This is a genomic window from Streptomyces sp. NPDC055189 (genome assembly GCF_053606765.1).
Window position 1 is genome coordinate 18,087 of sequence record NZ_JBSGSG010000014.1, and the last position, 24,962, is coordinate 43,048.

The 24,962-nt window shown below is 69.8% G+C and carries 23 protein-coding genes; 16 read left to right on the plus strand and 7 right to left on the minus strand.

What is annotated here, in order from left to right:
- Positions 1-91 precede the first annotated feature (91 nt).
- Positions 92-781 (plus strand): nitroreductase, encoded by a 690-nt coding sequence (locus tag ACWFR3_RS13180; RefSeq protein WP_453734642.1) that lies wholly within the window; start codon positions 92-94, stop codon positions 779-781.
- Positions 782-880: 99 nt separating this feature from the next.
- Here ACWFR3_RS13180 and ACWFR3_RS13185 read toward each other — a convergent pair whose 3' ends face one another.
- The gene (locus ACWFR3_RS13185; RefSeq protein ID WP_453734643.1) at positions 881-1,933 is read right to left on the minus strand and encodes a LacI family DNA-binding transcriptional regulator; all 1,053 of its coding nucleotides are present in this window, start codon (positions 1,931-1,933) and stop codon (positions 881-883) included.
- Between the two features lie 158 nt (positions 1,934-2,091).
- Positions 2,092-2,889, minus strand: coding sequence for a phosphotransferase family protein (locus ACWFR3_RS13190; protein ID WP_453734644.1), 798 nt, complete (start codon positions 2,887-2,889; stop codon positions 2,092-2,094).
- 77 nt (positions 2,890-2,966) lie between these two features.
- Here ACWFR3_RS13190 and ACWFR3_RS13195 point away from each other — a divergent pair, with 77 nt between their 5' ends.
- Together ACWFR3_RS13195 and ACWFR3_RS13200 are read left to right on the plus strand one after the other, a co-directional pair.
- The gene (locus tag ACWFR3_RS13195; RefSeq protein ID WP_453734645.1) at positions 2,967-3,518 is read left to right on the plus strand and encodes a GNAT family N-acetyltransferase; all 552 of its coding nucleotides are present in this window, start codon (positions 2,967-2,969) and stop codon (positions 3,516-3,518) included.
- Between the two features lie 684 nt (positions 3,519-4,202).
- A complete protein-coding gene (locus tag ACWFR3_RS13200) occupies positions 4,203-4,541 on the plus strand; it encodes a MaoC/PaaZ C-terminal domain-containing protein (RefSeq protein WP_453734758.1) in 339 nt (112 codons plus the stop codon).
- A 1-nt stretch (position 4,542) separates the two neighbouring features.
- Here the strand turns inward: ACWFR3_RS13200 and ACWFR3_RS13205 are convergent, their stop codons facing one another.
- The gene (locus ACWFR3_RS13205) at positions 4,543-5,241 is read right to left on the minus strand and encodes a MerR family transcriptional regulator (protein WP_453734646.1); all 699 of its coding nucleotides are present in this window, start codon (positions 5,239-5,241) and stop codon (positions 4,543-4,545) included.
- A gap of 111 nt (positions 5,242-5,352) precedes the next feature.
- On the opposite strand from ACWFR3_RS13205, the gene ACWFR3_RS13210 reads away from it, so the two are divergent.
- From ACWFR3_RS13210 to ACWFR3_RS13220, 3 genes are all read left to right on the plus strand, one after another.
- Positions 5,353-5,832 carry a DUF6194 family protein gene (locus ACWFR3_RS13210; RefSeq protein ID WP_453734759.1) on the plus strand — a complete coding sequence of 160 codons (480 nt, stop codon included), beginning with the start codon at positions 5,353-5,355 and terminating at the stop codon, positions 5,830-5,832.
- Positions 5,833-6,048: 216 nt separating this feature from the next.
- Positions 6,049-6,363 carry a hypothetical protein gene (locus ACWFR3_RS13215; protein WP_453734647.1) on the plus strand — a complete coding sequence of 105 codons (315 nt, stop codon included), beginning with the start codon at positions 6,049-6,051 and terminating at the stop codon, positions 6,361-6,363.
- Positions 6,360-7,253: an NAD(P)-dependent oxidoreductase gene (locus ACWFR3_RS13220; protein WP_453734648.1), complete on the plus strand. Its 894-nt coding sequence runs from the start codon at positions 6,360-6,362 to the stop codon at positions 7,251-7,253. Before ACWFR3_RS13215 ends, ACWFR3_RS13220 begins: the two co-directional genes overlap by 4 nt.
- Before the next feature lie 252 nt (positions 7,254-7,505).
- Here ACWFR3_RS13220 and ACWFR3_RS13225 read toward each other — a convergent pair whose 3' ends face one another.
- Positions 7,506-8,009, minus strand: a complete 504-nt coding sequence (locus ACWFR3_RS13225) for a DUF6281 family protein (RefSeq protein ID WP_453734649.1) — start codon at positions 8,007-8,009, stop codon at positions 7,506-7,508.
- Between the two features lie 169 nt (positions 8,010-8,178).
- Here ACWFR3_RS13225 and ACWFR3_RS13230 point away from each other — a divergent pair, with 169 nt between their 5' ends.
- The 4 genes from ACWFR3_RS13230 (at position 8,179) to ACWFR3_RS13245 (ending at position 11,955) form a co-directional block, all read left to right on the plus strand.
- Positions 8,179-8,433 (plus strand): DUF6332 family protein, encoded by a 255-nt coding sequence (locus ACWFR3_RS13230; protein WP_453734650.1) that lies wholly within the window; start codon positions 8,179-8,181, stop codon positions 8,431-8,433.
- A 348-nt stretch (positions 8,434-8,781) separates the two neighbouring features.
- Positions 8,782-9,792 carry a winged helix-turn-helix domain-containing protein gene (locus ACWFR3_RS13235; protein WP_453734651.1) on the plus strand — a complete coding sequence of 337 codons (1,011 nt, stop codon included), beginning with the start codon at positions 8,782-8,784 and terminating at the stop codon, positions 9,790-9,792.
- A gap of 198 nt (positions 9,793-9,990) precedes the next feature.
- Positions 9,991-11,466 (plus strand): FG-GAP-like repeat-containing protein, encoded by a 1,476-nt coding sequence (locus ACWFR3_RS13240; protein WP_453734652.1) that lies wholly within the window; start codon positions 9,991-9,993, stop codon positions 11,464-11,466.
- Between the two features lie 288 nt (positions 11,467-11,754).
- Positions 11,755-11,955, plus strand: coding sequence for a hypothetical protein (locus ACWFR3_RS13245; protein WP_453734653.1), 201 nt, complete (start codon positions 11,755-11,757; stop codon positions 11,953-11,955).
- Between the two features lie 42 nt (positions 11,956-11,997).
- Here the strand turns inward: ACWFR3_RS13245 and ACWFR3_RS13250 are convergent, their stop codons facing one another.
- The gene (locus ACWFR3_RS13250) at positions 11,998-13,272 is read right to left on the minus strand and encodes an ROK family transcriptional regulator (RefSeq protein WP_453734654.1); all 1,275 of its coding nucleotides are present in this window, start codon (positions 13,270-13,272) and stop codon (positions 11,998-12,000) included.
- Between the two features lie 168 nt (positions 13,273-13,440).
- On the opposite strand from ACWFR3_RS13250, the gene ACWFR3_RS13255 reads away from it, so the two are divergent.
- From ACWFR3_RS13255 to ACWFR3_RS13275, 5 genes are all read left to right on the plus strand, one after another.
- Positions 13,441-14,745: an ABC transporter substrate-binding protein gene (locus ACWFR3_RS13255; RefSeq protein ID WP_453734655.1), complete on the plus strand. Its 1,305-nt coding sequence runs from the start codon at positions 13,441-13,443 to the stop codon at positions 14,743-14,745.
- A gap of 71 nt (positions 14,746-14,816) precedes the next feature.
- On the plus strand, positions 14,817-15,797 hold the full coding sequence (locus tag ACWFR3_RS13260; RefSeq protein WP_453734656.1) for a carbohydrate ABC transporter permease: 981 nt from the start codon (positions 14,817-14,819) through the stop codon (positions 15,795-15,797).
- Positions 15,794-16,699 carry a carbohydrate ABC transporter permease gene (locus tag ACWFR3_RS13265; RefSeq protein WP_453734657.1) on the plus strand — a complete coding sequence of 302 codons (906 nt, stop codon included), beginning with the start codon at positions 15,794-15,796 and terminating at the stop codon, positions 16,697-16,699. The genes ACWFR3_RS13260 and ACWFR3_RS13265 overlap by 4 nt, the downstream gene beginning before the upstream one ends.
- The gene (locus ACWFR3_RS13270) at positions 16,696-18,699 is read left to right on the plus strand and encodes a hypothetical protein (protein ID WP_453734658.1); all 2,004 of its coding nucleotides are present in this window, start codon (positions 16,696-16,698) and stop codon (positions 18,697-18,699) included. Before ACWFR3_RS13265 ends, ACWFR3_RS13270 begins: the two co-directional genes overlap by 4 nt.
- 136 nt (positions 18,700-18,835) lie before the next feature.
- A complete protein-coding gene (locus tag ACWFR3_RS13275) occupies positions 18,836-20,659 on the plus strand; it encodes an RICIN domain-containing protein (protein ID WP_453734659.1) in 1,824 nt (607 codons plus the stop codon).
- Between the two features lie 140 nt (positions 20,660-20,799).
- Here the strand turns inward: ACWFR3_RS13275 and ACWFR3_RS13280 are convergent, their stop codons facing one another.
- Complete coding sequence (locus ACWFR3_RS13280) at positions 20,800-21,000, minus strand: hypothetical protein (RefSeq protein ID WP_453734660.1); 201 nt, start codon at positions 20,998-21,000, stop codon at positions 20,800-20,802.
- A gap of 308 nt (positions 21,001-21,308) precedes the next feature.
- Between ACWFR3_RS13280 and ACWFR3_RS13285 the strand changes: the two genes are divergently transcribed.
- Positions 21,309-23,360: an ATP-binding protein gene (locus ACWFR3_RS13285; protein WP_453734661.1), complete on the plus strand. Its 2,052-nt coding sequence runs from the start codon at positions 21,309-21,311 to the stop codon at positions 23,358-23,360.
- 61 nt (positions 23,361-23,421) lie between these two features.
- Here the strand turns inward: ACWFR3_RS13285 and ACWFR3_RS13290 are convergent, their stop codons facing one another.
- Positions 23,422-24,660, minus strand: coding sequence for a hypothetical protein (locus ACWFR3_RS13290; RefSeq protein WP_453734662.1), 1,239 nt, complete (start codon positions 24,658-24,660; stop codon positions 23,422-23,424).
- Positions 24,661-24,962 lie beyond the last annotated feature (302 nt).

Here is a 24,962-nt window from a genome sequence, read left to right on the forward strand (position 1 = left end):
GCGGGGTCGGCTTGCTACGGTGCTCTCGAAGTAAACGAGTGCGTTTACATTCGCTGTCGCTGTCGCTGTCGCTGACGCTGAGGAGTGCTCCATGACAAGGCCCGTTCCCACCGAACTGAGTGGCAGCGCGGAGAAGCTGATACGCGGGCGTCACGCGACACGCGCGTTCCGTCCGGACGTCGTACCGGCGTACACGATGCGCGCGATCTTCTCGCTGGCCGGCGCCGCGCCGTCCAACTCCAATACGCAGCCGTGGCGGGTAGAGGTGGTGAGCGGTGCGGCGCGCGAGCGCCTGGCCGATGCCCTGCAGGCGGCCCACGCCGAGAGCCGCATCTCGGCGGACCTTCCCTACTCCGAGGACATGTACGCGCCGGTGCACCGAGCGCGCCGGGCCGCCTTCGGAGCCGAACTGTACGGAGCACTGGGCATCGGCCGTGACGACCATGCGGGACGCGTGGCGTACGACGCACAGAGCCTGCGGTTCTACGGCGCGCCCCACGCCGCGTTCCTCTTCGTCAGCGGCGACGGTGCGACGCGGTTGGCCGCCGACGTCGGCGCCTACATGCAGACCCTGCTCCTGGCGATGACCGCCTACGGCGTCGACAGCTGCCCGCAGGGACTGCTGAGCTTTTACGCCGACACCGTCCGAGAGGAAATCGGCGTCACCGGAGGGCAGTTGCTCGTGGGCATCTCCTTCGGCTACGCCGATGAGACCGCGCCGGTGAACCGGGTTACGACCGAGCGCGCAGCACTCGAGGCGACCACGGCCTTTCACGACTAGGGAGGAGCGCTGAACTGGGGTGGCTGATTGGGGCGTCCGGCGTCCGCCCACGGCTGTCGGGGGAGGGGCAGCGAAAGCCCGCGCCAGTTGAGGCTCCGCTCAGGCGGACTGCCGCACGACCAAACGGGTCGGAGTGACCACAGAGGACGGCGGCGGGCTTCCGTCCCCCGACGCGGGCTGCTCCGATGCCCGCTTGAACAGCACCTGGGCCATCAGACGCCCCATGCCCTCGATGTCCTGGTGCACCGTGGTCAGCGGAGGTTCCGTCGACTCGGCGATGGCCGGAAGGTCGTCGAAGCCGACGACCGCCACGTCCTCGGGTACGCGGCGCCCGTGTTCTCGCAGTGTGCGCAGGGCGCCCGAGGCCATGACGTCGGAGGCGACGAAGACGGCGTCCAGGTCGGGGGACCGGTCAAGGAGTACGGTCATGGCGTCGGCGCCGCCCTGCAGCGTGAAGTCGCCCTCGGCGATGAGTTGGGCCGGGGTATCGAGGAGGACATCCCGGTAGCCGTCGAGGCGGTCGATCGCGGACGCCTGGTTGAGCGGGCCGGTGATGGTCGCGATGCGGCGGCGTCCCTGAGACAGGAGATACCGGGCGGCTTCCCTGGCTCCACCGCGGTTGTCGGCATCGACGTATGTGTACGTGTGACTGCGATGGCCGGACCCGACGACGGCCGGGCGACCACCGAAGACGGCGGGAAGTCCCATGCGCTCGACCATGGCGGGCAACGGGTCGTCGGTGCGCAGCGAGAACAGCAGCGCGCCATCGACGTGGCCGCCACCCAGAAAGTTCCCGACACGCGGATAGTCGTCCGGTTCCTCAATGAACAACAGCACCGGCTGCGCACCCTGTTGGACGAGTTCCTGTCGTATACCTCGCAGTAGGTGGTTGAAGTACGGGTCCACGAACAGCCGGTTCTGCGGTTCGGTGACCACGACGGCGACGGCGTTGTTGCGGCGCGTGACCAGGCTCCGGGCGGCTTGGTTGGGTACGTAGCCGAGCTCGTCCACGGCCTGGCGGATGCGCTCTGCCACTGAAGCCCGCACCCGGGGCTCACCGTTGATCACACGGGACACCGTGGACTTCGACACCCCTGCCCGGTGCGCTACGTCCTCAAGGGTGGGGCGATAGCTGCTCGACCGTTCCGTCAACACCTACTCCAATGAGCGCAGTTCTCCGGGCGCTGGACAGGTTAACCGCCGAACGCCGGGACGCGGAGTTCGCTTCGACGATCACGACGCCGGCCGCAACGTCGCTGCGCGGCAGCACTCTGCCTCAGCCCGGCGGGAAACACACCCGGTCAGCCCGGTCAGGCAAGCAGGTCCATCAAACGCTCGGCTTGCCGCTCCGCGGTGCCGGCCGGGTTCTTGGCATTCTCACTCTGTTTGTCAAAGTTGAGGAGGAACAGCCAGACCAGGGCGAGGAGCCGGCGGCAGTGCGCAAGCCGTGCGGTTTCGGCGGCGGTCAGGTCGAAGTGCTGCAGGAACGACGGGACATCGAGCGGGAACTCCACCCAACTCCCCACGTGCTCGGTGATTTCCGCAAGCTCGAAGGCGCGGTCACTGCGCCCCGAGTCCTCGAAGTCGACCACCCGGACGCCGGTGCCGTCCCAGAGGTAGTTCGCGAGATTGCCGTCTCCCGGGCCGAAGACCGGCGGCACATCCGCAGTCGCGTCTGTCTCCAGGCCCGACCGGGCGAGCCAGTCCAGCCCGCGGTCCATGGCCTGTGCCACCGGACCGTCCGGAACCGAGGGACGGGCCGTCTGTGCCCAGGTGTTGAGGCGGGAGATGAGATCGCTCTGCTGCCCGGGCCGGAGAGGAACCTCGCGGAGCGTGTCGGCGGGCACTGCGGCGTACAGCCGGCGCGCGGCTTGCGCCAGCGCCTTGATCTGCTCATTGCCCAAGGCGTATCCACGCAGGGGCACACCGGCAAGCCGGGACATCACCACGGTCGACCCCTCCGCCGTGAGGTTTGCCTTGCGGGGTTCGGGGGCCAGCCCCGGCGCATGAGCGAACAGGAGCCTCAAAGCGAGCCATTCGCGCTGGGCGCGGCCGCGGTCCTCTCCGGAAAACCGCTTGACCACCTGGTCAGCGGCCACCTCCACCACATGTGTACTCCATGCAACAGAGCTCATAGGAACGGATCATGTCACTGAGTTCACGCGAGCCGGAATAGGATCCCCGCATGGGGCGCTTGAAGCCGATCGAACCGTTGACGGAACCGCTCGCGGACGGGGTGGTCGCCGTGAGGTTCCGGCGCGAGTCAGATCTGCATGCGATCGGGGTGGCGAGCCATGACCCCGATACGCGTCGCTGGCTCGACGACACGCCCATGGATGAGGCTGCTCGCAGCACCAGCATGTCGCGGGTCGAAGAAGCCTGGCGCACCGGACAAGCGGCGCCCCTGGTTATCGTCGACGCCGCGACAGACGAACCCATCGGCATCATCAACCTGCAGTTCCGGGCCGATGACGTGGCGACCATCGCGTACAGCGTGTTCCCTGCCCATCGAGGACGGGGCATCGCCCCACGAGCCGTGCAGCTGGTCGTGCGATGGGCCTTCAGCAACCTCGGGTTGACCCGGGTCCTGCTGGAGGCCGCCGCGGAGAACGCGGCCTCGGTCAGAGTTGCCGAGAAGTGTCAGTTCCAGAGGATCGAAAGCCGGGTTGAGGCACGCGCAGAGGGCCTGCACACGACGATCGTCTTTGCTTGCACGAAGACTTGCACGAAGAACTGACTCGGGCGCGGGCTCTGGTCTGCTTTCGAGGGCTACGGGACGGCGACTTGTCGCTGACGGCAGAACACCGTGCCCGGCGCCTTGAGGTGCCGCCGCCATGAGTAGGTCGACCACGTAACTCTCCTCCACCATGCCAGCGGGAAACATCTCACTCAACCGTGCGCCCTCATCTGACAGGAAGTCACGGGCGCGGTCCTCGCCGAGGACGAGAAATGCCGAGCGGCTGGCGATGTTGGCCAGATGTGTGGCGAGGGGCACGCTCCGACTCCAGCCGTGGCGACGGCGTATGGCACGCAGGCCCGTGAAACCGGCGAGCCGGATCGCCTCCTCGTCGCTGGGACGGATACCGGCTCCTCCAGGGCGGCGGGCGGGCAGGAAGGCCGGTTCTCGGCGTAGCGCTCGGCGGCCTGGTCGAAGGAACGGGATCGGGACGCAGCGGACATCCCCGCATCCTCGCATGCCCGCACGCGCCACTCTGATCTACTTCGGTCCCGCCAGGGAGCAGTCTCCGCTAGCGTGCGCCGATGACCACACCATCGACCTCAGCGCAGGGCCCGGACTTCAACACACCGATCCAGGAACGCTACTTCGAGGATTACACCCCCGGATCGACGTACGCCTACGGCAGCATCACCATCATCGAGGAAGACATCTTGCTTTGCCGCCGAGTTCGACCCGCAGAGCATCCACACCGACCCCGAGGCCGCCGCGACAGGCCCGTTCAAAGGACTCATCGCCAGCGGCTGGCACACCGCATCGGTGATGATGCGCCTGTACGCCGACCATTACGTCAGCAAGGTAGCCAGCCTGGCGTCCCCCGGAATCGACGAACTGCGCTGGATCCGCCCCGTCCGCCCCGGCGACAGCCTCTCCATCCGCACCAGCATCCGTACGGCCAGGCCCTCACGGACGAAACCGGACCGCGGCATCGTGCATACGGACATCGAAGTGCTCAACCAGCACGCCGAGGTGGTGCTCACCCTGACCGCGATGAACCTGCTGCTGCGCCGACCGGCCGGTTGAGTCAGGCGGTGGGCGGTTCCCGGCCGGAGGTGACGACGGCTGCCAGGTCTGCGCCCGCGCGCAGCAGCGCCACGGTCCGCACGGCGATCTGGTCCAGACGCTGTTGGAGGACGTGTCGGGTCTCCTGCAGACCGTCGAGCCGGGCCAGGGAGGCCATGATGTCGCGCACTGCGGGAATGCCGTAGCCGCTGCTGCGCAGGGCCGCGACGATGCGGGCCGACCGGATCGCCGGCAGGCCGTAGCGGCGTGCGCGCAGTGACGTCACGCGCTCGGGAGTGATGAGCCCTTCCTGCTCCCAGAACCGCAGCGTCGAGGGACGCACACCGAGCGCTGCGGCAAGCTGCGTGATCGTCATCGCGTCGCCCTCCTGCTCGAACCCGGGCCCGCTCGTCTCCTCCCGGATCGCGCGCAACGCCTGCTGCGCCCGCAGAGCCTCGTCCCGCTTCCGTGCGAGTCCCACGTGCACCGCGCTGATCGCCGAGGCCGCCGCCTCCAGGGACTCCGTCCGCAACTGCGTGAGCAGCTGCCGGGCTGCGACAGGCCCGACAGCACCGGCGAGTCCGCGATAGGCGCCGAGCGCATGCACATGAGCCGAGGTGTAGGAACGGTAGCCGTTGCCCGACCGAGCGGCTGGAGGCAGGACTCCCAGCCGCTCCAGGTCGCGTACCTGCTGCACCGAGTATCCCGACTCCCTGGACACATCGACGGTCCTCAGCGTGACCCGTTGCGCACCGCTCTCGCTCCCGCTCCCGCTCTCGCCCACCGGCTCAACCCCACATAAGCACTTGAAGGTAATGCTTGAACCATGAGTATGGAACAGATCATCGCGTTCGTGCGCGGCCTCGACGGAGCGCTCGTGGTTGTCCCGGAACCGGGAGGCGACTTCCCTGAGCTGGTGTGGGGAGACGCGTTCTTCTACTACGCCCCCGACGGCCAGATGCCCCACAACACCCAGCCCTACGGGACGATCGTCACCAAGAACTACCCCGACGATGTCGCCTCCGACCTCGACCCGCCGGGCCGCTGGCGCGTGAACGTTCACGTCGACCGTGCGACGTTCGAGGAACTCACCGGACAGGAGCCGCGCAGCGTCAGCCACCCCGGCGACTACGCGGCCGCCGACCGTGTGCTGCCCCACCCGGTGTACGGCGTGCTCGGCTGGCTCTGCGTCGTCAGCCCGGGGGAGAGGACCACGGAGAGCGTCGTGCGGCTGCTGCGCGACGCCCACGACGCCGCGCGAGCCCGGTTCGCACGGCGACAGGAGGCAGGACACCCGCCGAGCACCGACTGACACGCTGGCGAAGACACTCCCGGCGCCTACCAGGCGAGGGAGAGGGGGGGGTGAGCGGCAGCTCGTCCGGATCGTGCAGGAGGCTCAGGGTCGGTTCCGGCCTTAGCGTCGAAGTGCCGCCGGATCGCGGCGCAGGCAGCGGAACGTGAGGATGCCTGTGACGCAGCAACGCGGCAACACGGACCGAACGCCCGCCGTATCCGAGAGGATCCCTGCATGACCACGCAGAACGCGATCACCTGGCCCGAGAAGTACTTGCCCGGCACCGGCGACAACTTCGTCTCCGACGAAGTGATCGTCCGGGGCCCGGCCGCCAACGTCGCCGATATCTCCTTCCCCCAATGCGGCGGCCCCGAGCTCAAGTCGGACACTGTCTTCAGCTTCGGCACCTTCGGCTTCCCGCCCTTGGACACCCGTCTCACCGAGTTCCAGCACCCCGCACAGGGCGTTCCCGGCCGCCCGATGCGCAACGGCCATGAGGCATGGCTGAACGGCCTCGTCCGCGCCGCGTCCGGGAAGGCGGACCGATGAGCGACACGCGCACCGTGGGCATCATGGGCACAGGGATTATGGGGGCCGCCATGGCCCGTAACCTGGCCCGAGCCGGACACACCGTCCGCGCCTGGAACCGCACCCGCGACAAGGCCGAGCCCCTCGCCGCCGACGGCGTTCAGGTCGCCGACACTCCGGCCGAGGCCGCCACCGGCGCCGACATCGTCCTGACCATGCTCTACGACGGCCCGGCCGCTCTGGACGTCATGCAGCAGGCTGCCAAGGCCTTGAGCCCCGGTACGGCCTGGGTGCAGTCGACGACCGCGGGGATCGAGGTGATCGGCGACCTGGCCCGTTTCGCCGACGAGCACCGGCTCGTCTTCTTCGATGCCCCCGTGCTGGGCACCCGGCAGCCCGCCGAAGCCGGGCAGTTGACCGTCCTTGCGGCTGGTCCGAGCGAGCACCGCCCCGCCGTGACACCCGTCCTCGACGCGATCGGCGCCCGCACCGTATGGACCGGCGAGGACGGAGCCGCCGGCAGCGCCACCCGGCTCAAACTCGTGGCCAACAGCTGGGTCATCGCCGCCACCAACGCGGCCGGCGAAGTCCTCGCCCTGTCACAGGCCCTGGGGGTGGATCCGCAGAACTTCTTCGACGCCATCGAGGGCGGCGGGCTCGACCTGCCCTACCTGCGGGCCAAGGCCGGCCTCGTACTGAACGACCAGCTGTCCCCGGCCCAGTTCGCCGTGAACACCGCCGTCAAGGACGCCCGCCTGATCGTCGAGGCCGGAGAGCGGCACGGCGTGCGGCTCGACGTAGCCGCCGCGGGCGCCGAGCGCCTGGCGCGCGCCGCCGCGGCCGGACACGGCGACGAGGACATGGCCGCCGCCTACTTCGCCAGCTTCGACGACCCGCCCGCTACGCACTGACCCGCGCCATCCGCCTGAGCCGTGTCCACCTACCGGAGCCGCGCCCGTCCACCGAACCCGCCCCCCGAACCCACCCCTCCAACACGACCGGCGGTCTGGTCGGCTGTCCGCTGGCCAGGACGCATCCTCTGCGTACATGGCTGCTGGACCAGTTCAGAGGCTGACGGGGCTGCACTGTTCTGCCCCGCCGAGCCGAGCGCAGCCGCCACGACAGCCGCGTAGGACGCAACGTGATGGAGGGCGCCTGCGGCGCTACGAGCCGTCGATCATTCGCTTCACCTCGGCTGGGAGCTTCGTACCGGAGTAGACGGCGACGAACTTGAGCTCCTCGCGCGTCTCTCCGACCGCAATCGCTGCCTTGGACGAGATGCCGTCCACCGCGTACGCGGTCACGGTCGACTCCGCGTCCTCGCTCCCGCCTTGCGCACCGGTGTCGTCGCAAGCGGGGAGGGTGGCGGCGCCGAGCTTTTCCTTCACTCGAAACTCGACATTCGCCACGTCCTGGTAGGCGCGGCCCTCATAGGTCACCCTGTAGGCGCAGACTGCCGATCCTTCAGCGTTGGTACCACTGTCCGACGAGCACGCAGCTGCCGACATCATGATTAAGGCCGCTATTCCCGCGCAGGCAAAACTCCTGGCCGAACCCATCGTTGTTCTCCCCCTGAGGCCAAAGGTGCGGGTGGCGCGGAGGCGCCCGCCCATCCTGTTCTCCACACCCAGAACACGCTCGACGGCGGCGACGTTGAGGTCGTTCACGCCTGGGCGAGCGGCATTCTCGGCGCTTCACAGTACGTACCTTCGACCCCCTGCGGAACACTTACCCGGCAGATCGCGCAGCTTTGGCTGCTGCCCAGCGCCAGATCAGCGGTGTCCAGTTGGAGCCGATCATGATGGTGTGGTTGGCCGTGGTGGTAGGACTTACGGCATGGATATGGGGCGTGAGTCGCGGTGGGAAAAGGACGCGATGACGGTAGAGATCGTCTTCGCCCTTGTGACGGCCGCCCTGCTGGCCGGAGCCGTATGTGCCCTGGCGCTGGCCCTCATGCTGCTACTGGACCTCACCGGTTCGGCACGTGACAACCTGCGGACGGCGGGCTTCCTGGCCGGAGCGGTGGTCGGAGTGTGGCGCGTGGTGCGGGTGCTGCGTCGGTTCGATAGGCGGCGCCGTCAGGGGCGTTGAGGCCATCGGGGCCGACAGGCCGGGCCGGAATCGTGCAGCGGCCGGTGTGGGACGGCACGGCACCTGCGAGATCGCTCCGACGGGCAGTGCCGGAGGCGAGTGACTTGGCGGGCGCAGCCCGCGTGACGCACCGGTCATGCCGGGAAGCCTGGAGAAGCGGCACGAGCACGGTCGGGCGGTCGCCTCCCCCCTGCCGCGGCCGTCCGACATCCAGATCGGGCCCGCCGACGGAGGGCCGAAGTGGACTGTGCTCGTGCTCGCTCACGTGCAAGATTGGCTGAGCGGTGATCGAGGATCGACGTGATTTGGCCTAGCCCGAATAACGACATCTTGATCAGGCTCTGCGCCATGCCCCTACGTCTCCACTTCACGGCCGCAGATCTGGCGCGCACCCGGCTGGCTGACGGACCTCGTCCCATGCTGGAGCTGGACATCGCGCTGCGACTGCTGCAAGAAGGGAGCCATCCGACGCGGTTCGGGGCCTGGCGCAGGGAATCACTGCGCCGTCTGCCATCCGGCACCAGGCGCCTCCTCGATCTGATCCCGCCGACGGGCTGGACCGTGGACTTCCTCGATCACGCGACGGTCGGCAGCATCGACGAGGCGCTGGAGCGGGTGCGCGCCACACCAGCCGCCCGTATCCGCAAGGACATGGAGACCTGGGCCGGACGAGGCCAACAGCGTGCCGTGCCGACCTGGGCCCAGTCACTCGGCAGCGACAGGCGACTGCTCATGGATCTGGCCGACACCGCCGCCCACGCCCATCAGCACGTCATCGCCCCCTATCAGGAGCACATCGACGCCCTCAGCGGTGCGGACCAAGCACTGCGTACCCGGCAGGCCGCTCACGGCGGACTCCAGGCCCTGCTGTCCGGACTCAACCCCCGCTACATCCGCTGGAGACCGCCCGTTCTGGAACTCACCATGGCCTCCGGCAGCGAAGGCGACATCCATCTCGCGGGCCGCGGCCTGCTCCTGATCCCCACCGTCTTCGGAGCCGTCTACCCCGCGCTGGACGGAACAGCCGAACCCCAGCCGTGGCTGACCTATCCCGTCGGCCTGCGTGACACGGACCTCTTCCTGCCGGCCACCGACACCGCACGGGCCCTGAGTACCATCCCCGACTCCCTGACCGCTCTGCTGGGGCACACCCGCGCCGTGGTGCTGTGGACCATCGCCCACCACCCCGGCTGCACCACCACCGAACTCGCCCGCCGCGCAGGCATCTCCCCGGCCAGCGCCAGCCAGCACGCGACCGTTCTGCGTACCGCCGGCCTCTCCCACACCACCCGGCACCACAACACCGCCCTCCACACCACCACTCCCGCAGGCACCAGCCTCCTCAACACCGCAGCCTGAGAGCGCAGGGGCGCAGGGGCGCAGGGGCGAAGGGGAGCCGGGCGCCGGGCCGCACGGTCCGCGGAGCAGTCCACGGGACAGCCGGCGCGCGTTCAAATGCCGTTCACCGCACAACCATCAGCCGTTTCCACGTGTCTCGCAGATGAATCACATCTGCGCGCACGCGTCTCGACACCGCTCGCGCTCTAGGGAGGAACCGTGGGCATCCGCCGACCCGCCATATCGACCGCCGTAGCCGCCGCCCTGATCGGGTCGCTGGGGGTGCCGCTCGTCGCGGGCATCGCATCAGCCAAGGACCGCGCCAATACCGTGCGCGAGGACTTCGATGGCGACGGCTACCAGGACATCGCCGTCGCCGCCCCCGGGGCGACGGTCGGCGGCCATACCTGGGCCGGCTACATCACGATCAGATACGGCTCGGCGCAGGGCCCGGCCTCCGGGCGCACCACGGTCATCAGCCAGGACACCCCCGGCGTGCCCGGTACCTCCGGGGACGACCAGGGCTTCGGCTACGCGATGATCGCCCGTGACCTGGACGGCGACGGCCTGACCGACCTGGGGCTTGTCACCCGCGAATACCGGCCGGAGGACAACGTCGGCGGGTCGGTGATCGTCCTGTGGGGACGGAAGAGCGGCATCACCGGCCAGGGCGCCGTACGCCTCGGGGCACCGGCGAACGCGCAGGTCGGTGAGGACATCACCGCGGGCGACTTCGACGCCGACGGGCACACGGACCTGTTCATGCGCAATGGCGACGACTACGACTACCACGCCGTGCTCTACGGTCCCCTCGACCGCGACGGCGCCCCCGCCCGCGAGCAGCAGGTGAAGGTCTACAGCACCGACAACTCCATCAACTCCACGGCCACGGGCGACTTCAACGGCGACGGCATCGAGGACCTGGCGACCTTCTACGTCTACGAGAACCACGCCGAGGGCGGCAAGCTCTGGCTGGGCACCAAGGACGGCCTGTCCACCGTTCCGCAGCGCCTGGACTCCGCCTCCAGCACCGCCGTCGCCGACTTCGACCAGGACGGTTACGCCGATCTCGCGACCCGGATCTTCGCCAACGGCGACACCGAGGGCACCGAGGACGACCCCGGCACCGTCAAGATCTACTACGGTTCGCCGACCGGCCCCAGCCAGACCCGTACGAAGACGATCACGCAGAACACGGCGGGCGTGCCCGGAACGAGCGAGAAGGGCGACCAGTTCGGCGGCCGCCTGAGCGCCGGCGACGCGAACGGCGACGGCTACCCCGACCTGGCCGTCGGCGTTCCCGGCGAGGCGATCGGCACGAAGGCGAAGGCAGGCGCCGTGGTCCTGCTGAAGGGCGCCAGGGGCGGGCTCACCGGCACGGGAGCACAGGCCTTCCACCAGGACACGGAGGGCGTACCGGGTGTCGCGGAGTCCGGTGACCGGTTCGGCGGGTCGGTGCGTCTGCTCGACGTGACGGGTGACGGCAAGGCGGACCTGACCGCGGGCGCACCCGGCGAGAACCTGGGGACCGTCGTGAACGGCGGCGCGGTGTGGCTGCTGCGCGGCGCCGCCTCCGGCCTGACGGCCGCCAACTCCACCGCGCAGAACCCGACCGACATCGGAGCACCGGCCGCCAAGGCGCTGTTCGGCCTGAACCTGAGCGGCGACAACGGCCCCGGAATCGTGATCCCATAGGGCCGCAAACCGTGGCGCCGGGAGGCGGCCGTCGTCCCATGCTGCCGCGAGGCGTCCGAAGTATTTCCAGCAGCCACCACGGCTGTTCGCCGTCGCCCGCAGCGCGGCTTCGAAACCGACCCAACCGTAAGGAAGTTGGACCGCCGCCGCTTCGTCCCCCCGGAGATTTGCCAGGTCAGACGCAGGGTCTCGGGCGTACCCCCGGTGTGGGCCGTGTGCGGGCGGGGGCTACGGTCCTCAATCGGAGAGTCGGTCGGCTTGGGGGTGGGGACAATGGTGGTGGTACGCATGGCGGCCGTGACGTTGGCCGGGTGGGGTGGCCTGCTTGTACTTCTGGTCGCGCCTTCGTTGCTGCCGGTGGCGTGGCACTACTACATCTATTCACCCGCAAGCGTGGGCCTTTGGCTGCTTTCGATGTTCCTCTCGCCCTTTGTGGCCTGCGCCATGAAGTGGGACTGGATCAGGAAAGGCGGTGGCAGGCGGACCTGAGTCCGGGCTCAGGTCCGCAATACGCCTGCAGCCAGACCGAGTTCACCCCGCGTCAGCAGTAACCCCGCCCGGGTCCTGGTACACGCTGTCGAGTGCCAGATAGGCACCCCCGCGTGCCGCCGCGCTGAAGCCCAGAGTGGACAGCACGATGTCGCAGTCGCCGGCTTCGGGGGCCATGACCCGGGCCGACAGTTCCCCGCGTACCCGGTCGACGAGGTGGTCGCCGAAGTGGGCGAAGTAGCCGCCCAGAACGATGGCCCGCGGGTTGAGGACGTCCACCAGGAGTGCGAGGCCCAACGCGAGGCCGTCGGCGATCTGTTCCAGTGCCGCAAGGGTGTGAGCGTCGCCGGCATCCGCGCGGCGGCGCAGTTCCGTCAGGCGTTGTTCCAGGTCCACGGTGGGGTCGTGGACCGGATCCTCCGGCGGCGCGGCGAGCCGCAGCAGGGCGGCCAGGCCGACCATGGTCTCCCAGCATCCGCGGCGGCCGCAGGAGCAGGGCTGTCCGGTCGGGTCCAGGGGCATGTGGCCGATCTCGCCGGCGAATCCGGCTGACCCGCGCAGCAGCCGTCCGTCCGAGATGATGCCGCCACCGACGCCCGTCTCGCCGGTCACGTAGATCAGGTCGTGGATGTCCGCCGCGGCGGCGACCCGGTATTCGGCGATGGCGCCGAGCTTGGCGTCGTTCTCCAGCCGGATCGGCAGCGCGCCGGGGGCGAGCCGGGTGCGCAGGCCGTCGGTGACGGCGACGTCCCGCCAGCCGATGTTGGGTGCGTAGGAGACCACGCCGGTGTCCATCCCGATCACTCCGGGGGCCGCGATGGTCACCGCCACGGGCTGAACTCCCCGTATGCGCAGGGCCTTTTGTGCTTCCCCGATCGCCTCGGCCATGCGGTCCAGGACGGCGTCGGGTTCGCTGCCCCGGGCGTCGAAGGGGATGTGGCGTTCGGTGATGAGCTCGCCGCGCAGGTCGAAGGCGATCAGGCTCAGGTAGTCGACGTTGATCTCCACGCCGATGCCGCAGATGGTGCGGCCGTCGATCTGCACGGTGCTGCTGGGGCGGCCGACCGAGCCGAGGCGCTCGGCCTGGCCCTCGCGCACCAGGCCGCGTTCGACCAGCTCTGCGACGAGGTTGGTGATGGTGGCCTTGGGCAGGCCGGTCTCGTTCGCGATCTGGGTGCGGGGCCGTGGCCCCGCGTCGCGCAGCAGCCGCAGCACCAGGCCGAGGTTGGTGCGGCGCAGCGACGCGCGGTCGCTCGCGCGGAGCGGTCCTTCGCTGCCGGGGCCGCGTACCCCTGCTCCGCGTAGATCTGCCTTCACCAGGCCTGCTCCTGTTCCGTTGGGCGATTCGCCCGTCAAGGTAGCCGGTCGCCGGGGACTCCGGGGCGGGTGCCCCTGCTCCGCTTCCGAAAGTCACCGGCCTCAACCCGTTGACGTGCCACTATTTATTTCAGATCCTAGCCGAACTAATTACGGCAAGGAGATGACATGAAGATGCGGCGGATCCGGGCAGGGGCGCTGGCAGTGGCCGGTGCCATGGTCCTGATGGCAGGGTGCTCGTCCGGCGACAGCGGCTCCGACGCCGCCGGGCAGCAGGTCACCCTCGACTTCTGGGGCTGGACACCGGGCTACGAGGAGGCCGTCGCCCGCTTCAACAAGACCCATCCCGACATCCAGGTCAACTTCCAGAAGACGGCGTCGGGCACCAAGGGCGGCTACACCAAGATGCTCACCGCGGCCAAGGCCGGCAACGCGCCGTGTCTGGCGATGGTGGGCTACGAGACGATGCCGAGCTTCGCCGCCGCCGGAGCGCTGCAGGACGTCGCCCAGTACGCGGGGCCGTACAAGAAGAAGTTCGCGCAGTGGACCTGGAACCAGGTGACCATCGCCGGCCAGACCTTCGGTGCGCCGCTGGATACCGCACCCATGGCGCTGTTCTACCGCAAGGACCTGTTCAAGAAGTACGGGATCGACAAGCCCCCGGCCACCTGGGACGAGTACCGCGCCGCAGCCGAGAAGGTGCACCGCGCGGACCCGGACGTATACCTGGGGACCTTCGGCAACGACCCCTACACCTACGCGGGCCTGGCCTGGCAGGCCGGGGCCAAGTGGTTCGGCACCAAGAACGACGCCTGGCAGGTGTCCCTCGACAGCCCCGCCAACACGAAGGTCGGCGACTACTGGCAGGGCCTCCTGGACGACAAGCTTCTCAAGTCCCATCCCAGCTTCGATCCTTCGCTCTACAAGGACATGGCCGCAGGCACGGTCCTCTCCGATGTCAACGCCGTCTGGAACGCGCCGATCCTCGCCTCCAGCGCGAAGGGCACCGCAGGCAAGTGGGCGGTGGCGCCCATGCCGGTGTGGGACGCGGACCGGCCCGCGCACGGCAACGACGGAGGCTCGGCCACCGCGGTGATGAAGGGCTGCAAGTACCCCGAGCAGGCCACCGAGTTCGCGATGTGGATGAGCACCGACAAGGACAGCCTGAACACCCTGATCAAGGCCGCAGGCATCTACCCGGCGGCCACCGCAGGCCAGAGCCACCCCGCCCTGGACAAGCCCGACCCCTTCTACGGCGGCCAGAAGATCTACGACGTGTTCAAGCAGGAGTCCGCGCACATCGACACCAGCTGGCAGTGGGGCCCGACGATGACGCAGGCCTCGACGGACCTCTCCGACGGCCTCGGGCGCGCCGGAAAGGGCGGCAGCCCGCTGCCGGACGTCCTGGCCGGCGTGCAGAGCAAGACCGTCGGCGAGCTCAAGCGCCAGGGCCTGAACGTCACCACCCGCTGACCCGAGGCCCTTGCGCCGCCATCCGCCGACGCAAGGCCCCAGCGCCACCATCCGCCGACTGGAGTTCCACCGTGACCCTTTCCGCACCCGCGGCGGCCGCACCCGCGCCTGCCGCAGCCCGGGCGGCCGCACCCCCGGCGGCCGCGAGGGGCGGCCGCCCCTCGCGGCACGGCCGCCGCCGTGCCAGGACCGCCCGGCTGTTCCTTCTTCCCTTCGCCGCGCTGTTCGCAGGCCTCTACCTGGCCCCCATCGGCTACACGCTCTACCAGAGCCTGTACGAGCAGCAGCGCTCCGGCCTGGGCCTGACCGAGCCCACCACCAGCTTCGCCGGACTCGGCAACTACCTCACCGCGCTGGGCGATGAGGCCTTCCGCGGCTCGCTGCTGCGCGTGCTGCTCATCGGTGCCGTACAAGTACCGGTGATGCTGGGCCTCTCACTGGGCCTCGCCCTGCTGCTCGACGCCCGCCAGACGCTGTTCAAGCGGTTCTTCCGGCTCGCCTACTTCCTGCCGTACGCACTGCCCGGCGTCATCGGCGCCATCATGTGGTCGTTCCTGGTGGCACCCCGGCTCAGCCCGATCAGCGCCGCCGCCGGCAGCCTGGGCATCGACCTGGACCTGACCACGGACGGCATGCTCGCCCCCGTCATCGGCAACATGCTGACCTGGGGCTGGACCGGCTACAACATGCTGATCATCTACGCGGCGCTGCAGGCCATCCCCGCGGAACTGAGCGAGGCGGCCCGCATGGACGGCTGCTCCGCGTTTGCCATCGCCTGGCGCATCAAGGTCCCCATGGTCCGGCCGGCCCTCGTGCTGACGACCGTGTTCTCCATCATCGGCACCGCGCAGCTCTACAACGAGCCGGCCATCCTGCACAACGTCGCCCCGAACCTCCCCAGCGACTACACCCCCATCTCGGCCGCCTACTCCGCCATCAACGCGGGGGACTTCAACTACGCAGCCACCCAGTCGGTGATCCTGGCCCTGCTGACGCTGGTGCTCTCCTTCGGCTTCCTGAAGTTCGTGCAGCGACGGGGGGCGGCCCTGTGACCCTCCAGACCCTCACCCGTCCCGCTAAGCCGGCCCCCACGCTGCCGGCGCCCGCCGCCCGCGCGCCGCTGGCGCTCTCCCGCTGGCTGGTCCTGGCCGTGATGATGCTGGCCGCCGGCTACTTCCTGCTGCCGGTGTGGTGGCTGGTCGTCTCCGCCACCAAGACCAGCTCCGGCCTGTTCACCGGCAACGGCTTCTGGTTCGGCGACTTCGCACTGGCCGACAACATCCGCACGGTCTTCACGGCACAAGGCGGGATCTTCTCGCGCTGGCTGCTCAACAGCGCCCTGTATGCGGCCGGCGGCGCGGCCCTGAGCACCCTCATCTCCGCGCTGGCCGGCTACGCCCTGGCCAAGTACTCCTTCCGCGGACGGGAGTTCACCTTCAACGCGGTACTCGCCGCAGTCCTCATCCCCCAGCCGCTGCTTGCCATCCCGCTGTACCTGATGTTCTCGCAGGTCCACCTGGTCAACACCTACTGGGGAGTGCTGCTGCCCAGCATCGTCAGCCCCTTCGGCGTGTACCTGGCGCGGATCTACGCCGCCGCCTCCGTACCGGACGAACTGATCGAGGCAGGCCGCATGGACGGCGCGGGGGAGGCGCGCATCTTCGCCACCATCGCCCTGCGGCTGATGTCGCCCGCCCTGGTGACGATGTTCCTGTTCCAGTTCGTCACCGTGTGGACCAACTACCTGCTGCCCGTGCTCATGCTGACCGACGACCGGCTGCAGCCGGTCACGGTGGGCATCGTGGGCTGGCAGGCCCAGCGCGGCATCGGCTCGGCGGTGCCCTACAACGTCGTCATCACCGCGGCGCTGGTCTCGGTCATCCCCCTGGTACTGCTGTTCCTGTGCCTGCAGCGCCACTGGCGCTCCGGCCTGGTCGCCGGGAGCCTCAAATGACCCCCGGCGCCCGGCGGGCGCGCTACCACCTGCGCTTCCAGCTGAGCCCGGGTGACGACCTCGCCGCCAGGGCCGCGGCCCTGGCCAAGATGTGCGGCGAGAACGGGGTCGACGAAGTGGTGCTCCTGCTCGGCGCCGAGCAGTTGTACACGGGCCACCTCGCGGGACCGGACGAGGCGCGCTGGTTCGATTCGGCGGCCGAGGCCCACGCGATCCTGAGCGGGGCGGGCCTGGACGTCAGCCTCAATCCCTGGGTCACCGTCGGGCACGCCGATCGGGGCCGCTTCGACGCGCTCGGCTTCACCCCCATGGTCTCGCCGACCGGCAGACCCGCGACCGCCCAGGCGTCCTTCGCCTGCCCGCGCTGGCGCCGCTGGCTGTACGCGCACTACGGGCGCTTCGCCGGCCTCGGCTTCCGGGTGCTGTGGGTGGAGGACGACTTCCGTTTCCACAACCACGCGCCGCTGGACTGGGGCGGCGGCTTCGAACCGCTCATGCTGCGGCGCCTGGCCGACCTGACGGGCGAGCCCGTCTCCCGCGAACAGGCCGTCGCGGCGATCACCGCTGCCGGGCGGCCGCACCCCTGGCGCACGCTGCTGCAACAGGTATGGCAGACCGCCCAGCTGGAAGTGGCCCGCGACCTGGCGCAGGTGGTCCAGGAGCGCTCCGGCGGCCGCTCGCAGCTGGGCCTGATGAGCTCCGCGCCGGCCATGCACTCGGTGGAAGGGCGCAACTGGGCCGACCTGTTCACCGCCCTGTCCGCTGGGGGCAAGGTGACCCACCGGCCGCACTTCGCGCCCTACTCCGACACCCCCGCGCGCAGCCTGACCTCCGCAATCTGGTCCCTGGAGGCCCAGCGAGTCCTGCGCCCGCAGCGGGCGGCCTGCGAGCCCGAGATCGAGAACTGGCCGCACACCGCGTGGTCCAAGTCCGACACCCAGACCTGGTCGGAGATGGTCACCGCCCAACTCTCGGGCGCCGACGCCCTGTTGCTCAACGTCCACCCCACCCAGGCCGAGCGAGCCGAGTCCTTCCCGCGCATCGACCGGCTGCTGCGCCGCTCCCGGCCCGCCCTGGACTGGCTCGCCGCGAACCGCCCTCATCAGGCCGTGCCGCTGGGCGTCGGATTGCCCTGGCGCCAGGACACCGCCGCCCGGTTGCCGAACGCGACGGGCACGCCGGAGGAGCTGGCGGCCGACGCCGGGCCGACCGCGGACTACCTCCTGGGCTACGGGGTCCCGGTCACCGCCGGGCCCGCCCCCGTCCAGGCCCTCTTCGGGCCGCTGGCCCATACCTTCGACGACGACGAGCTGCGCGCCCTGCTGCACGGGGGAGTGCTGCTCGACGGCGTGGCCGCGCACATCCTTGCCGAGCGCGGGTTCGCGGACCTGACGGGGGTGCGGGCCGGCGAGCTGGTCGCCCGCTCCCAGCGGGTTGGTCCCGGCCCCTACGCCATCGAGCGGGTGACCGCTGATGCCTCGGCGGACGCAGGGGTGCTCCTGAGCGTCGACGTCCAGCCGTCCCTGGCCCGGCTCGCCCCTCTGCCCGGCGCCCACGTGCTGACACAGATCCAGACACCCGACGGCCGCGACTGGGGCGCAGGACGCTGCCACTTCGTCAACGCGCTCGGCGGACGCGTCGCGGTCCTGGCCGCCACCTCGCCCGTCGAACTGGCCCGCAGTGACGAAGGCCGGCGGCTGCTCCACACCACCATCCGCTTTCTGGAGGGCGACAGGCCCCGACTGCCGCTCGTGAGCGGAGCGCCCCACCTGATCCCGTACGCGACGCGATCGGGCGACACCCGCCAGCTCGCGGTGGTCAACGGCAGCGCCGATGCGGCCCACCCGCGCATCCACCTGCCCGCGGCACCCCCCACCGTGCACGCCACCGTGCTCACGCCGCTGACCGAGCCGCAGCAGGCCGCCACCCGAGCCGCCGGCGACCTGCTGGAACTCGAGCCCGCCCTGCCGCACCGGGGCTGGGCGGTCATCACCTGGTGAGCCGCCCGCCCCGTACAGGCGGCCGGGCGGGCCACTCGACGAGGCACCCAAGGACATCGACCCCGGGGCCGCTCCCATCCCCAGCCTCACCAGCGGCCCGACCACGAGAGGAGAACCTGTGTCAGTTCGTTCCAGAATGAGGATCGCCGGTGCGCTCGGTGCGACAGCCGTAGTGCTGGCCGGCACGCTGGCGTCCGCCCGGGCGTCCGACCCGGCGCCCGCTTCGACACATGCCCCGACCTACGGCGTCAGCATCGGCGACAAGGGCCCGTGGACCAACCCCGACGACACCCCCGCCAGCACGTACATCGACAAGGACGGCAGCTTCCACTACCAGTCCGCCCATGCCCTGTACGCCGCGAACGACCCCCGCAAGTGGACGTTCTACACCGGCAAGGACTTCGACGCGGCGACGCGTGACGCGAAGCTGAGCGACGCGGTCAACCCGGCCAACGCCAAGGACCGCAACAACGACACCACCTGGCGGTGCAACAACAGCCCCACCGGCCGCGAAGCCACGAACGCCCCCGACACCGCGCACTACGCGCAGAAGAACTACTGCGACCTGCTGGGTGTGTGGACCGATCCGGACACCGGTGACTGGTACGGCCTGGTCCACAACGAGTTCACCCCCAAGCCCTTCGGCGACGGCCTGCACTACGACGCGATCGACTACGCCGTCTCCACGAACCAGGGCAAGACGTGGGACATCAAGGACCACGTCCTGACCTCGCCGTACTCGACCAAGCGCGGCGACGACGCGGCCTTCCCCAACGACCTCTACCACTACGGCAACGGCGACCCGCGGCTCTTCGTGGACACCGCATCCGGCTACTTCTACGTGTACTACAACTCGCGGGCCATCCCGAAGGGCGGCATATCCGGCGGCTGGACGGACGGCAGCCGGGCGCACGTCGCGCGCGCCCCGATGTCCGCGAAGATGGCGCCCGGATCCTGGAAGAAGTGGTACGACGGCAAGTGGTCCCAGCCGGGCGTCGGCGGCCTGGAGAGCAACATGGAGCCGGTCGACGCCGACCACCGCACGGGGTACACGCCCGTCGCGGGCGACTACGACCCGGCCAACGACGGCAACGTCAAGGAACAGCAGGATGCGGGCGAACTGCCCGCGAAGTCCGACCTGCTGACCATGAACATCGCCTACAACGCCTACCTGGGGCTGTATGTCGGACAGCCCGAGGCCATCACCCAGGACAGCAAGGAACCCCAGCGGTTCTACGTCACCGACAACCTCGCCACGCAGAAGTGGAAGCTCATCGGCGACTCCGGTGACTACAAATCGGGCTCCTGGTACCGCTGGATGCTCGACTCGGTGAACAAGACCGGATCCACCGTCGTCGGCAAGAGCTTCCGCAGCTACTGCTCCTTCCAGTGCTCGGACGGCAAGGACGGCGAGTACTACGAGACCACCCTCACCACCAGCGAGCCCGCCGCCCCCGTGACGGCAGGCACCGCCTACACGATCGGCAACGGCAAGGGGCGCGTCCTCTCCCAGGCCGCTGGCAGCCAGAACACCACCTCGCTGCCCGCGGGCGACGGCAGCGCCCGCAGCCGCTGGATCTTCACCCCGGGCGGTGACGGCTCCTACCGCATCACCAACGCCGCCACCGGGAAGCTGGTCGGCGTCGACTCCACCAAGGACGCGGGCCGCGCCTGGGCAGCCAAGATGACCGTGGCTTCGGCACCCGGCGGCAAGCCGACCGTGGGCCAGCAGTGGTTCGTCGTCCCGGGGTCGACCGCCGACGGCAGGTCCACCCGCACCGTCCACCTGGTCAACCGCTACAGCGGACTGGTCCTGGGCATGTCAGATGTCCCCGACCGGCTCGCCGAGACCACGCCGACCCGCGCCTGGACCGACACCACAGGTAACCCGGTCGGCGGGGGCCGCAGCGCCGCCGAGCAGACCCTGACGCTCAAGGCCGCCGGCCCGCGCAAGGGCTGACCGGGGGCGGGGGTGTCCCCGGGGCAGGTCGCCCCGGGGCACCCCCGGTGAGCCGGCCTTTTGCGCACCCGACCTGGCGGCGGGAGGCCGGCGCCGTTTTCAGCCGGTGTCGTCTTTCAGTCGGCGTGTCGTCGCCGGGGTCAGGAACCAGGGGCGAACAGCAGGGCGGCGCCCAGGGCGCTGACGGCGATCAGGGACCCTGCCGCCGCCAGGACAAACGCCTGCGCTTGCAGGGCGGTCTTGTCCTCACCGTCGTTCGGGGTGCGGCCCATGTCCCACACCGCCTGGATCTGCATGGACGCACCGGCAATCACGCCGATCAACACGATGACATCGACCATTCTGCTCCCATTTCTCCCCTCCCCGTCCTTCCCGGAACCGGCGGCGCCACCGCACCGCTCAGGGGAAACGCCGCGATTGGCGCACACCGAAATGGATCAGAAGGCCCAATGGAGTGGGGCTCGCCCCAGCGCGGCCAGGACCGGCACAGCCGATGGTGTGCCGCCCTCGCGGTTGGGCCCCGCCGGCTGACGCCCGCTCACCGGCCCGGGCAGAACAGCCCGCCGGCTCCCGTTGTCCCTGGTGAGAGCACGCGAGCCGGTTTACTCCTTTGGAGCCGTGCGGATGCCAAAGGGTGGAGAATGCAGGGATGTTGGGCAACACGCCAATTGAGATCAACCAGTTCGTCGGACGGGACGTCGATGAGGAGAGTCTGACCTCAGCGCTGATGAGCAACCAGCTCATCACGCTGACGGGTATCGGGGGTGTCGGCAAGACCCGGCTGGTCATACATGCCCTTCACCGCATGACGGCCCGGCACCTCGCCGGCCTCGGCGAGCCGTGCTGGGTTGATCTCGGAGCCATCCCGGACGCGCGGCTGCTGGTGGCGAAGGTGGCGGACACGGTCGGCTTCTCCGACCACACTTCCGACCGGCCGCTCGATGCCCTCTGCCACTGGCTGTCCGACAAGCGCCTGCTGCTGGTCCTGGACTCCTGCGAACATCTCGTGCCCGCGTGCCGGAGCCTGGTGGCCCGCTTGCTGGCCGCCTGTCCGCACCTCACCGTCCTTGCCACCACCAGACAGCCCCTGGAACTGCGGGAAGAAGTGCGCATCACCATCGAGCCGCTGCCCTGCGAGTCCGATGCCCTCGACCTGTTCTTCGCCCGCGCCGTGGCGGTCGCCCCGGCGCTGAGGAAGAGAAACCCGGCCCAGGTCGAGGACGCCGCGGAGATCTGCAGACTGCTCGACGGCATTCCCCTGGCCATCGAACTGGCCTCGGCCCAGGTGATGAACAGGCCCCTCCGGGAGATCGCCGCCCGGCTGAGCGCCCATTTCGGGGATCTGGCCGCACCCGGCCCCATCTGGCCCCGACGCCACCAGTCCCTGCGGACCGCGATCGGCTGGAGCCATGAACTGTGCGAGCCCCTCGAACGCCTGCTGTGGGCCAGACTCTCCGTCTTCCGGGGATCCTTCGACGAGGTCTCCGCACGCGCGGTGTGCGCAGGCGGCCCGCTGCCCGGCGAGCACATCGGCGCGACCCTCGCCGGGCTGATCGAGAAATCCGTGGTGGCCCGTTCCACGCAGGGACGCTACCGCCTGCTGGACACCGTGCGGGAGTACGGCTGGATGTGGCTCGGAGAACTCGGGGAGCGCGGGTCGGCCGCCGCCCGGCACGCCGAGTACTTTCTGGGACTGGCCCGCTCGGCAGACGCGGCGTGGGCGGGCCCCGCCCAGGTCGAGTGGTACCAGAAGATCGCCCTCGAGCACACGGACCTCTGCGCGGCTCTGGACCATCTCCTGGCGGACGAACCGCAGCGCGCGGTGGAACTGGCCGCCCTGGTGAGCTTCTTCTGGAGCTGCTGCGGCCATCTGCCCGAAGCCCGCGCCTACTTGGAGCAGGCCCTGCTGGAGCACACCGGCTCCAGCGCCTTTCACGGGCGGGCACGCTGGGCCCTGGGCGTGGTGCTGCTCCTGCAGGGCGAGCACGACGAGGCAGCCAGGATCGGCCGGCGCTGCGCGCGGGACGCGGCCGGCACCGGCAACACCGAAGAGGGTCTGGCCGCCGCGTACCTGCTGGGAGTCACACATCTTCTGCAGGGCGAGGCGAGCAAGGCGCAGGCCGTGGTCGAGCACGCCTTGCGGCAAGTTCCGGGACAACCCGCCTTCTCCTCGCCTTCCATGCTGCGCTGCCATCTCGTACGGGTGTTTGCGCTCACCGGGCTCGGGCACGTCGACACCGCGACGAAGCACGCCACGGAGCTGCGTGCCGACTGCCTCGCCCACGGTGAATGCTGGACCCGCGCGTACGCCGACTACCAGCTCGCGCTGCTCGCCCTGGCCCGGGGCAAGCCCACGCACGCCGTCGAACACGCCCGCGCCATGCTGGAGGGCAAGCGCCGGCTGGGTGACAGCTTCGGCATCGCTCTGGGCCTCGACGTCCTGGCCGCCGCGTCCGCGGCCCGCGGAGAAGGCAGAACAGCAGCCCTGGTGTCGGGCATCGGCCACACCTACTGGCGGTCGGTGGGGCACTCCCAGCGCGGCACGCCCGAACTGCGTGATCTGCGTGAAGAGTGCTGGCGGTCGGCCCGCACGATGATGGGGGACGAGGCGTTCGACGAAGCCTTCCGGCACGGCGCCGAGGGGAACCCGAGCGCCGTTCTGACGCTGGCGATCTCGGGGCAGTTGCTCAACGAGGCTTGATACAGCCGTTCGCCAGGGACGGGGGCGGCCTCGCGAGGACCGCCCCCGCGCTACGGGTGTCTCAGGAGGCGGACGGCAGGGTCCGCACGAAGACGTCCCAGGTGTTGTTGGTGTCGCCGGGGACGAGGTCGGTGGCGGACGAGTCGAAGGCGACCATGCGGTTGTCGCCGGTGATCGCCACCCGCCCGGCATAGGCGGGGGCCGGAGTGCCGTCCATCGCGGTGGTCACGGTGCGCACCTCACCGGTCTCCAGGTTCCGCAGGTACAGCGGCCACGGACCCGCGTTCGGGCCGGTGACACCCGCCATGTAGAGCGCGAAGCGGCCGTCGGGGCTGAGCCGGCCGCCGCTGGTGCCGGTCTGGGATCCGGTGGCCGGGATCGGCCGGGTGGTAGCGGTCGCCGGCTCGCGGATGAAGGTGTTCGAGTTCTGGTCGTTCGCCGTCACCGGGCTGGTGTCGGCGCGGTTGAAGAGCACCAGGCTGCCGTCCGCGCTCAACGACAACTGGCTCACGACGCGCTCCGGTGTCGCTCCGTCGTGCGAGACATCCACCATCTGCCGCTCGCCGGTGCTCCGGTCGAGGAGGTAGGCGTGGCCCTTCGCCGGGCCCTTGGGGAAGTACCGGGTGTTGGTGTACGCGATGTGCTGCCCGTCGTCGCTGATGACCGCTCCGCCCGCGTAGTAGGTATCGGTCGCGGTGTTCGGGTGACTCACCCACTGCGTCGTGCCTTCCACCAGATCACGCACGTAGACCCTTGAGCCCTCGGTCGCTGTCGACCCGGTGGGGCGGCTCTGCTCGAACACGACATAGCGGCCGGAGCCGCTGATCCGGGCGTTGTACGCGCCGCCGCCGGTGAACGCGCCCAGGTCCAGGTCAACCCGCCGGGTGTCGCCCGAAGTCAGATCGCGCACGTACAGGCCACTGCGCGACTTGATCACCATCTGGTTCCCCGAGGCGTCGAAGTCGTGCACATCCGCCGGGATGCCGTCGACGGCCACCCGCTCCAGCGTGCCTGTCCGCAGGTCGCGCAGGTACGACCAGTACCCCCCGCCGCCGGGCGGGACCGGATACGGGGGCACGAAGTTCGTCGCCTGTGAGACGAAGGCGACGTAGCGGCCGTTCCTGCTGATCACCGGCGAGTACGACGTTCGGTTGCCCTGCGTCCCGTCGGCGGCCACACTGATCCGCTCCGTGGCCGCATCACCCCCGGCGGGCTCCGCGGCGGCCGTGCCCATCGGCAGCAGCGCCGCCAACAGGCCGGCCCCTAACGCACCCGTCACCGCAGACAAAAGTCTTCGCATGTTCCCCCCTGGACATTGTCGGCCCCGGCCCCCTGCCGAGGCACTCCGCGATACAACCGTGCAGGGCCCGCCGTGGGCAATCAGTCCGGTTACGTACAACCTCCTGGACGCGGTTCGGGCACAAGGCCGGTCGGTCTTCCCGGTGGTTCATCCGGCAGCAACTGGGCTGTCGTGTATGGCTGGTGACGGGCCATCACGCGTTGTGCGTCTCTCGGGTGGCCCGGATGGGGGCGCGCATGGCGGCGCGTGAGGCGTGCTCCTCACGGAGGAGCTTCTTCAAGCCTCGAAGGCGCGACGGCCCG

Bases quoted from the DNA above. Each gene is read 5' to 3' on its own strand.
- ACWFR3_RS13180 (WP_453734642.1), top strand. From the start codon at position 92: ATGACAAGGCCCGTTCCCACCGAACTGAGTGGCAGCGCGGAGAAGCTG.
- ACWFR3_RS13195 (WP_453734645.1), top strand. From the start codon at position 2,967: ATGGGGCGCTTGAAGCCGATCGAACCGTTGACGGAACCGCTCGCGGAC.
- ACWFR3_RS13210 (WP_453734759.1), top strand. From the start codon at position 5,353: ATGGAACAGATCATCGCGTTCGTGCGCGGCCTCGACGGAGCGCTCGTG.
- ACWFR3_RS13215 (WP_453734647.1), top strand. From the start codon at position 6,049: ATGACCACGCAGAACGCGATCACCTGGCCCGAGAAGTACTTGCCCGGC.
- ACWFR3_RS13220 (WP_453734648.1), top strand. From the start codon at position 6,360: ATGAGCGACACGCGCACCGTGGGCATCATGGGCACAGGGATTATGGGG.
- ACWFR3_RS13230 (WP_453734650.1), top strand. From the start codon at position 8,179: ATGGATATGGGGCGTGAGTCGCGGTGGGAAAAGGACGCGATGACGGTA.
- ACWFR3_RS13235 (WP_453734651.1), top strand. From the start codon at position 8,782: ATGCCCCTACGTCTCCACTTCACGGCCGCAGATCTGGCGCGCACCCGG.
- ACWFR3_RS13245 (WP_453734653.1), top strand. From the start codon at position 11,755: ATGGCGGCCGTGACGTTGGCCGGGTGGGGTGGCCTGCTTGTACTTCTG.
- ACWFR3_RS13255 (WP_453734655.1), top strand. From the start codon at position 13,441: ATGAAGATGCGGCGGATCCGGGCAGGGGCGCTGGCAGTGGCCGGTGCC.
- ACWFR3_RS13270 (WP_453734658.1), top strand. From the start codon at position 16,696: ATGACCCCCGGCGCCCGGCGGGCGCGCTACCACCTGCGCTTCCAGCTG.
- ACWFR3_RS13275 (WP_453734659.1), top strand. From the start codon at position 18,836: ATGAGGATCGCCGGTGCGCTCGGTGCGACAGCCGTAGTGCTGGCCGGC.
- ACWFR3_RS13280 (WP_453734660.1), bottom strand. From the start codon at position 21,000: ATGGTCGATGTCATCGTGTTGATCGGCGTGATTGCCGGTGCGTCCATG.
- ACWFR3_RS13285 (WP_453734661.1), top strand. From the start codon at position 21,309: ATGTTGGGCAACACGCCAATTGAGATCAACCAGTTCGTCGGACGGGAC.
- ACWFR3_RS13290 (WP_453734662.1), bottom strand. From the start codon at position 24,660: ATGCGAAGACTTTTGTCTGCGGTGACGGGTGCGTTAGGGGCCGGCCTG.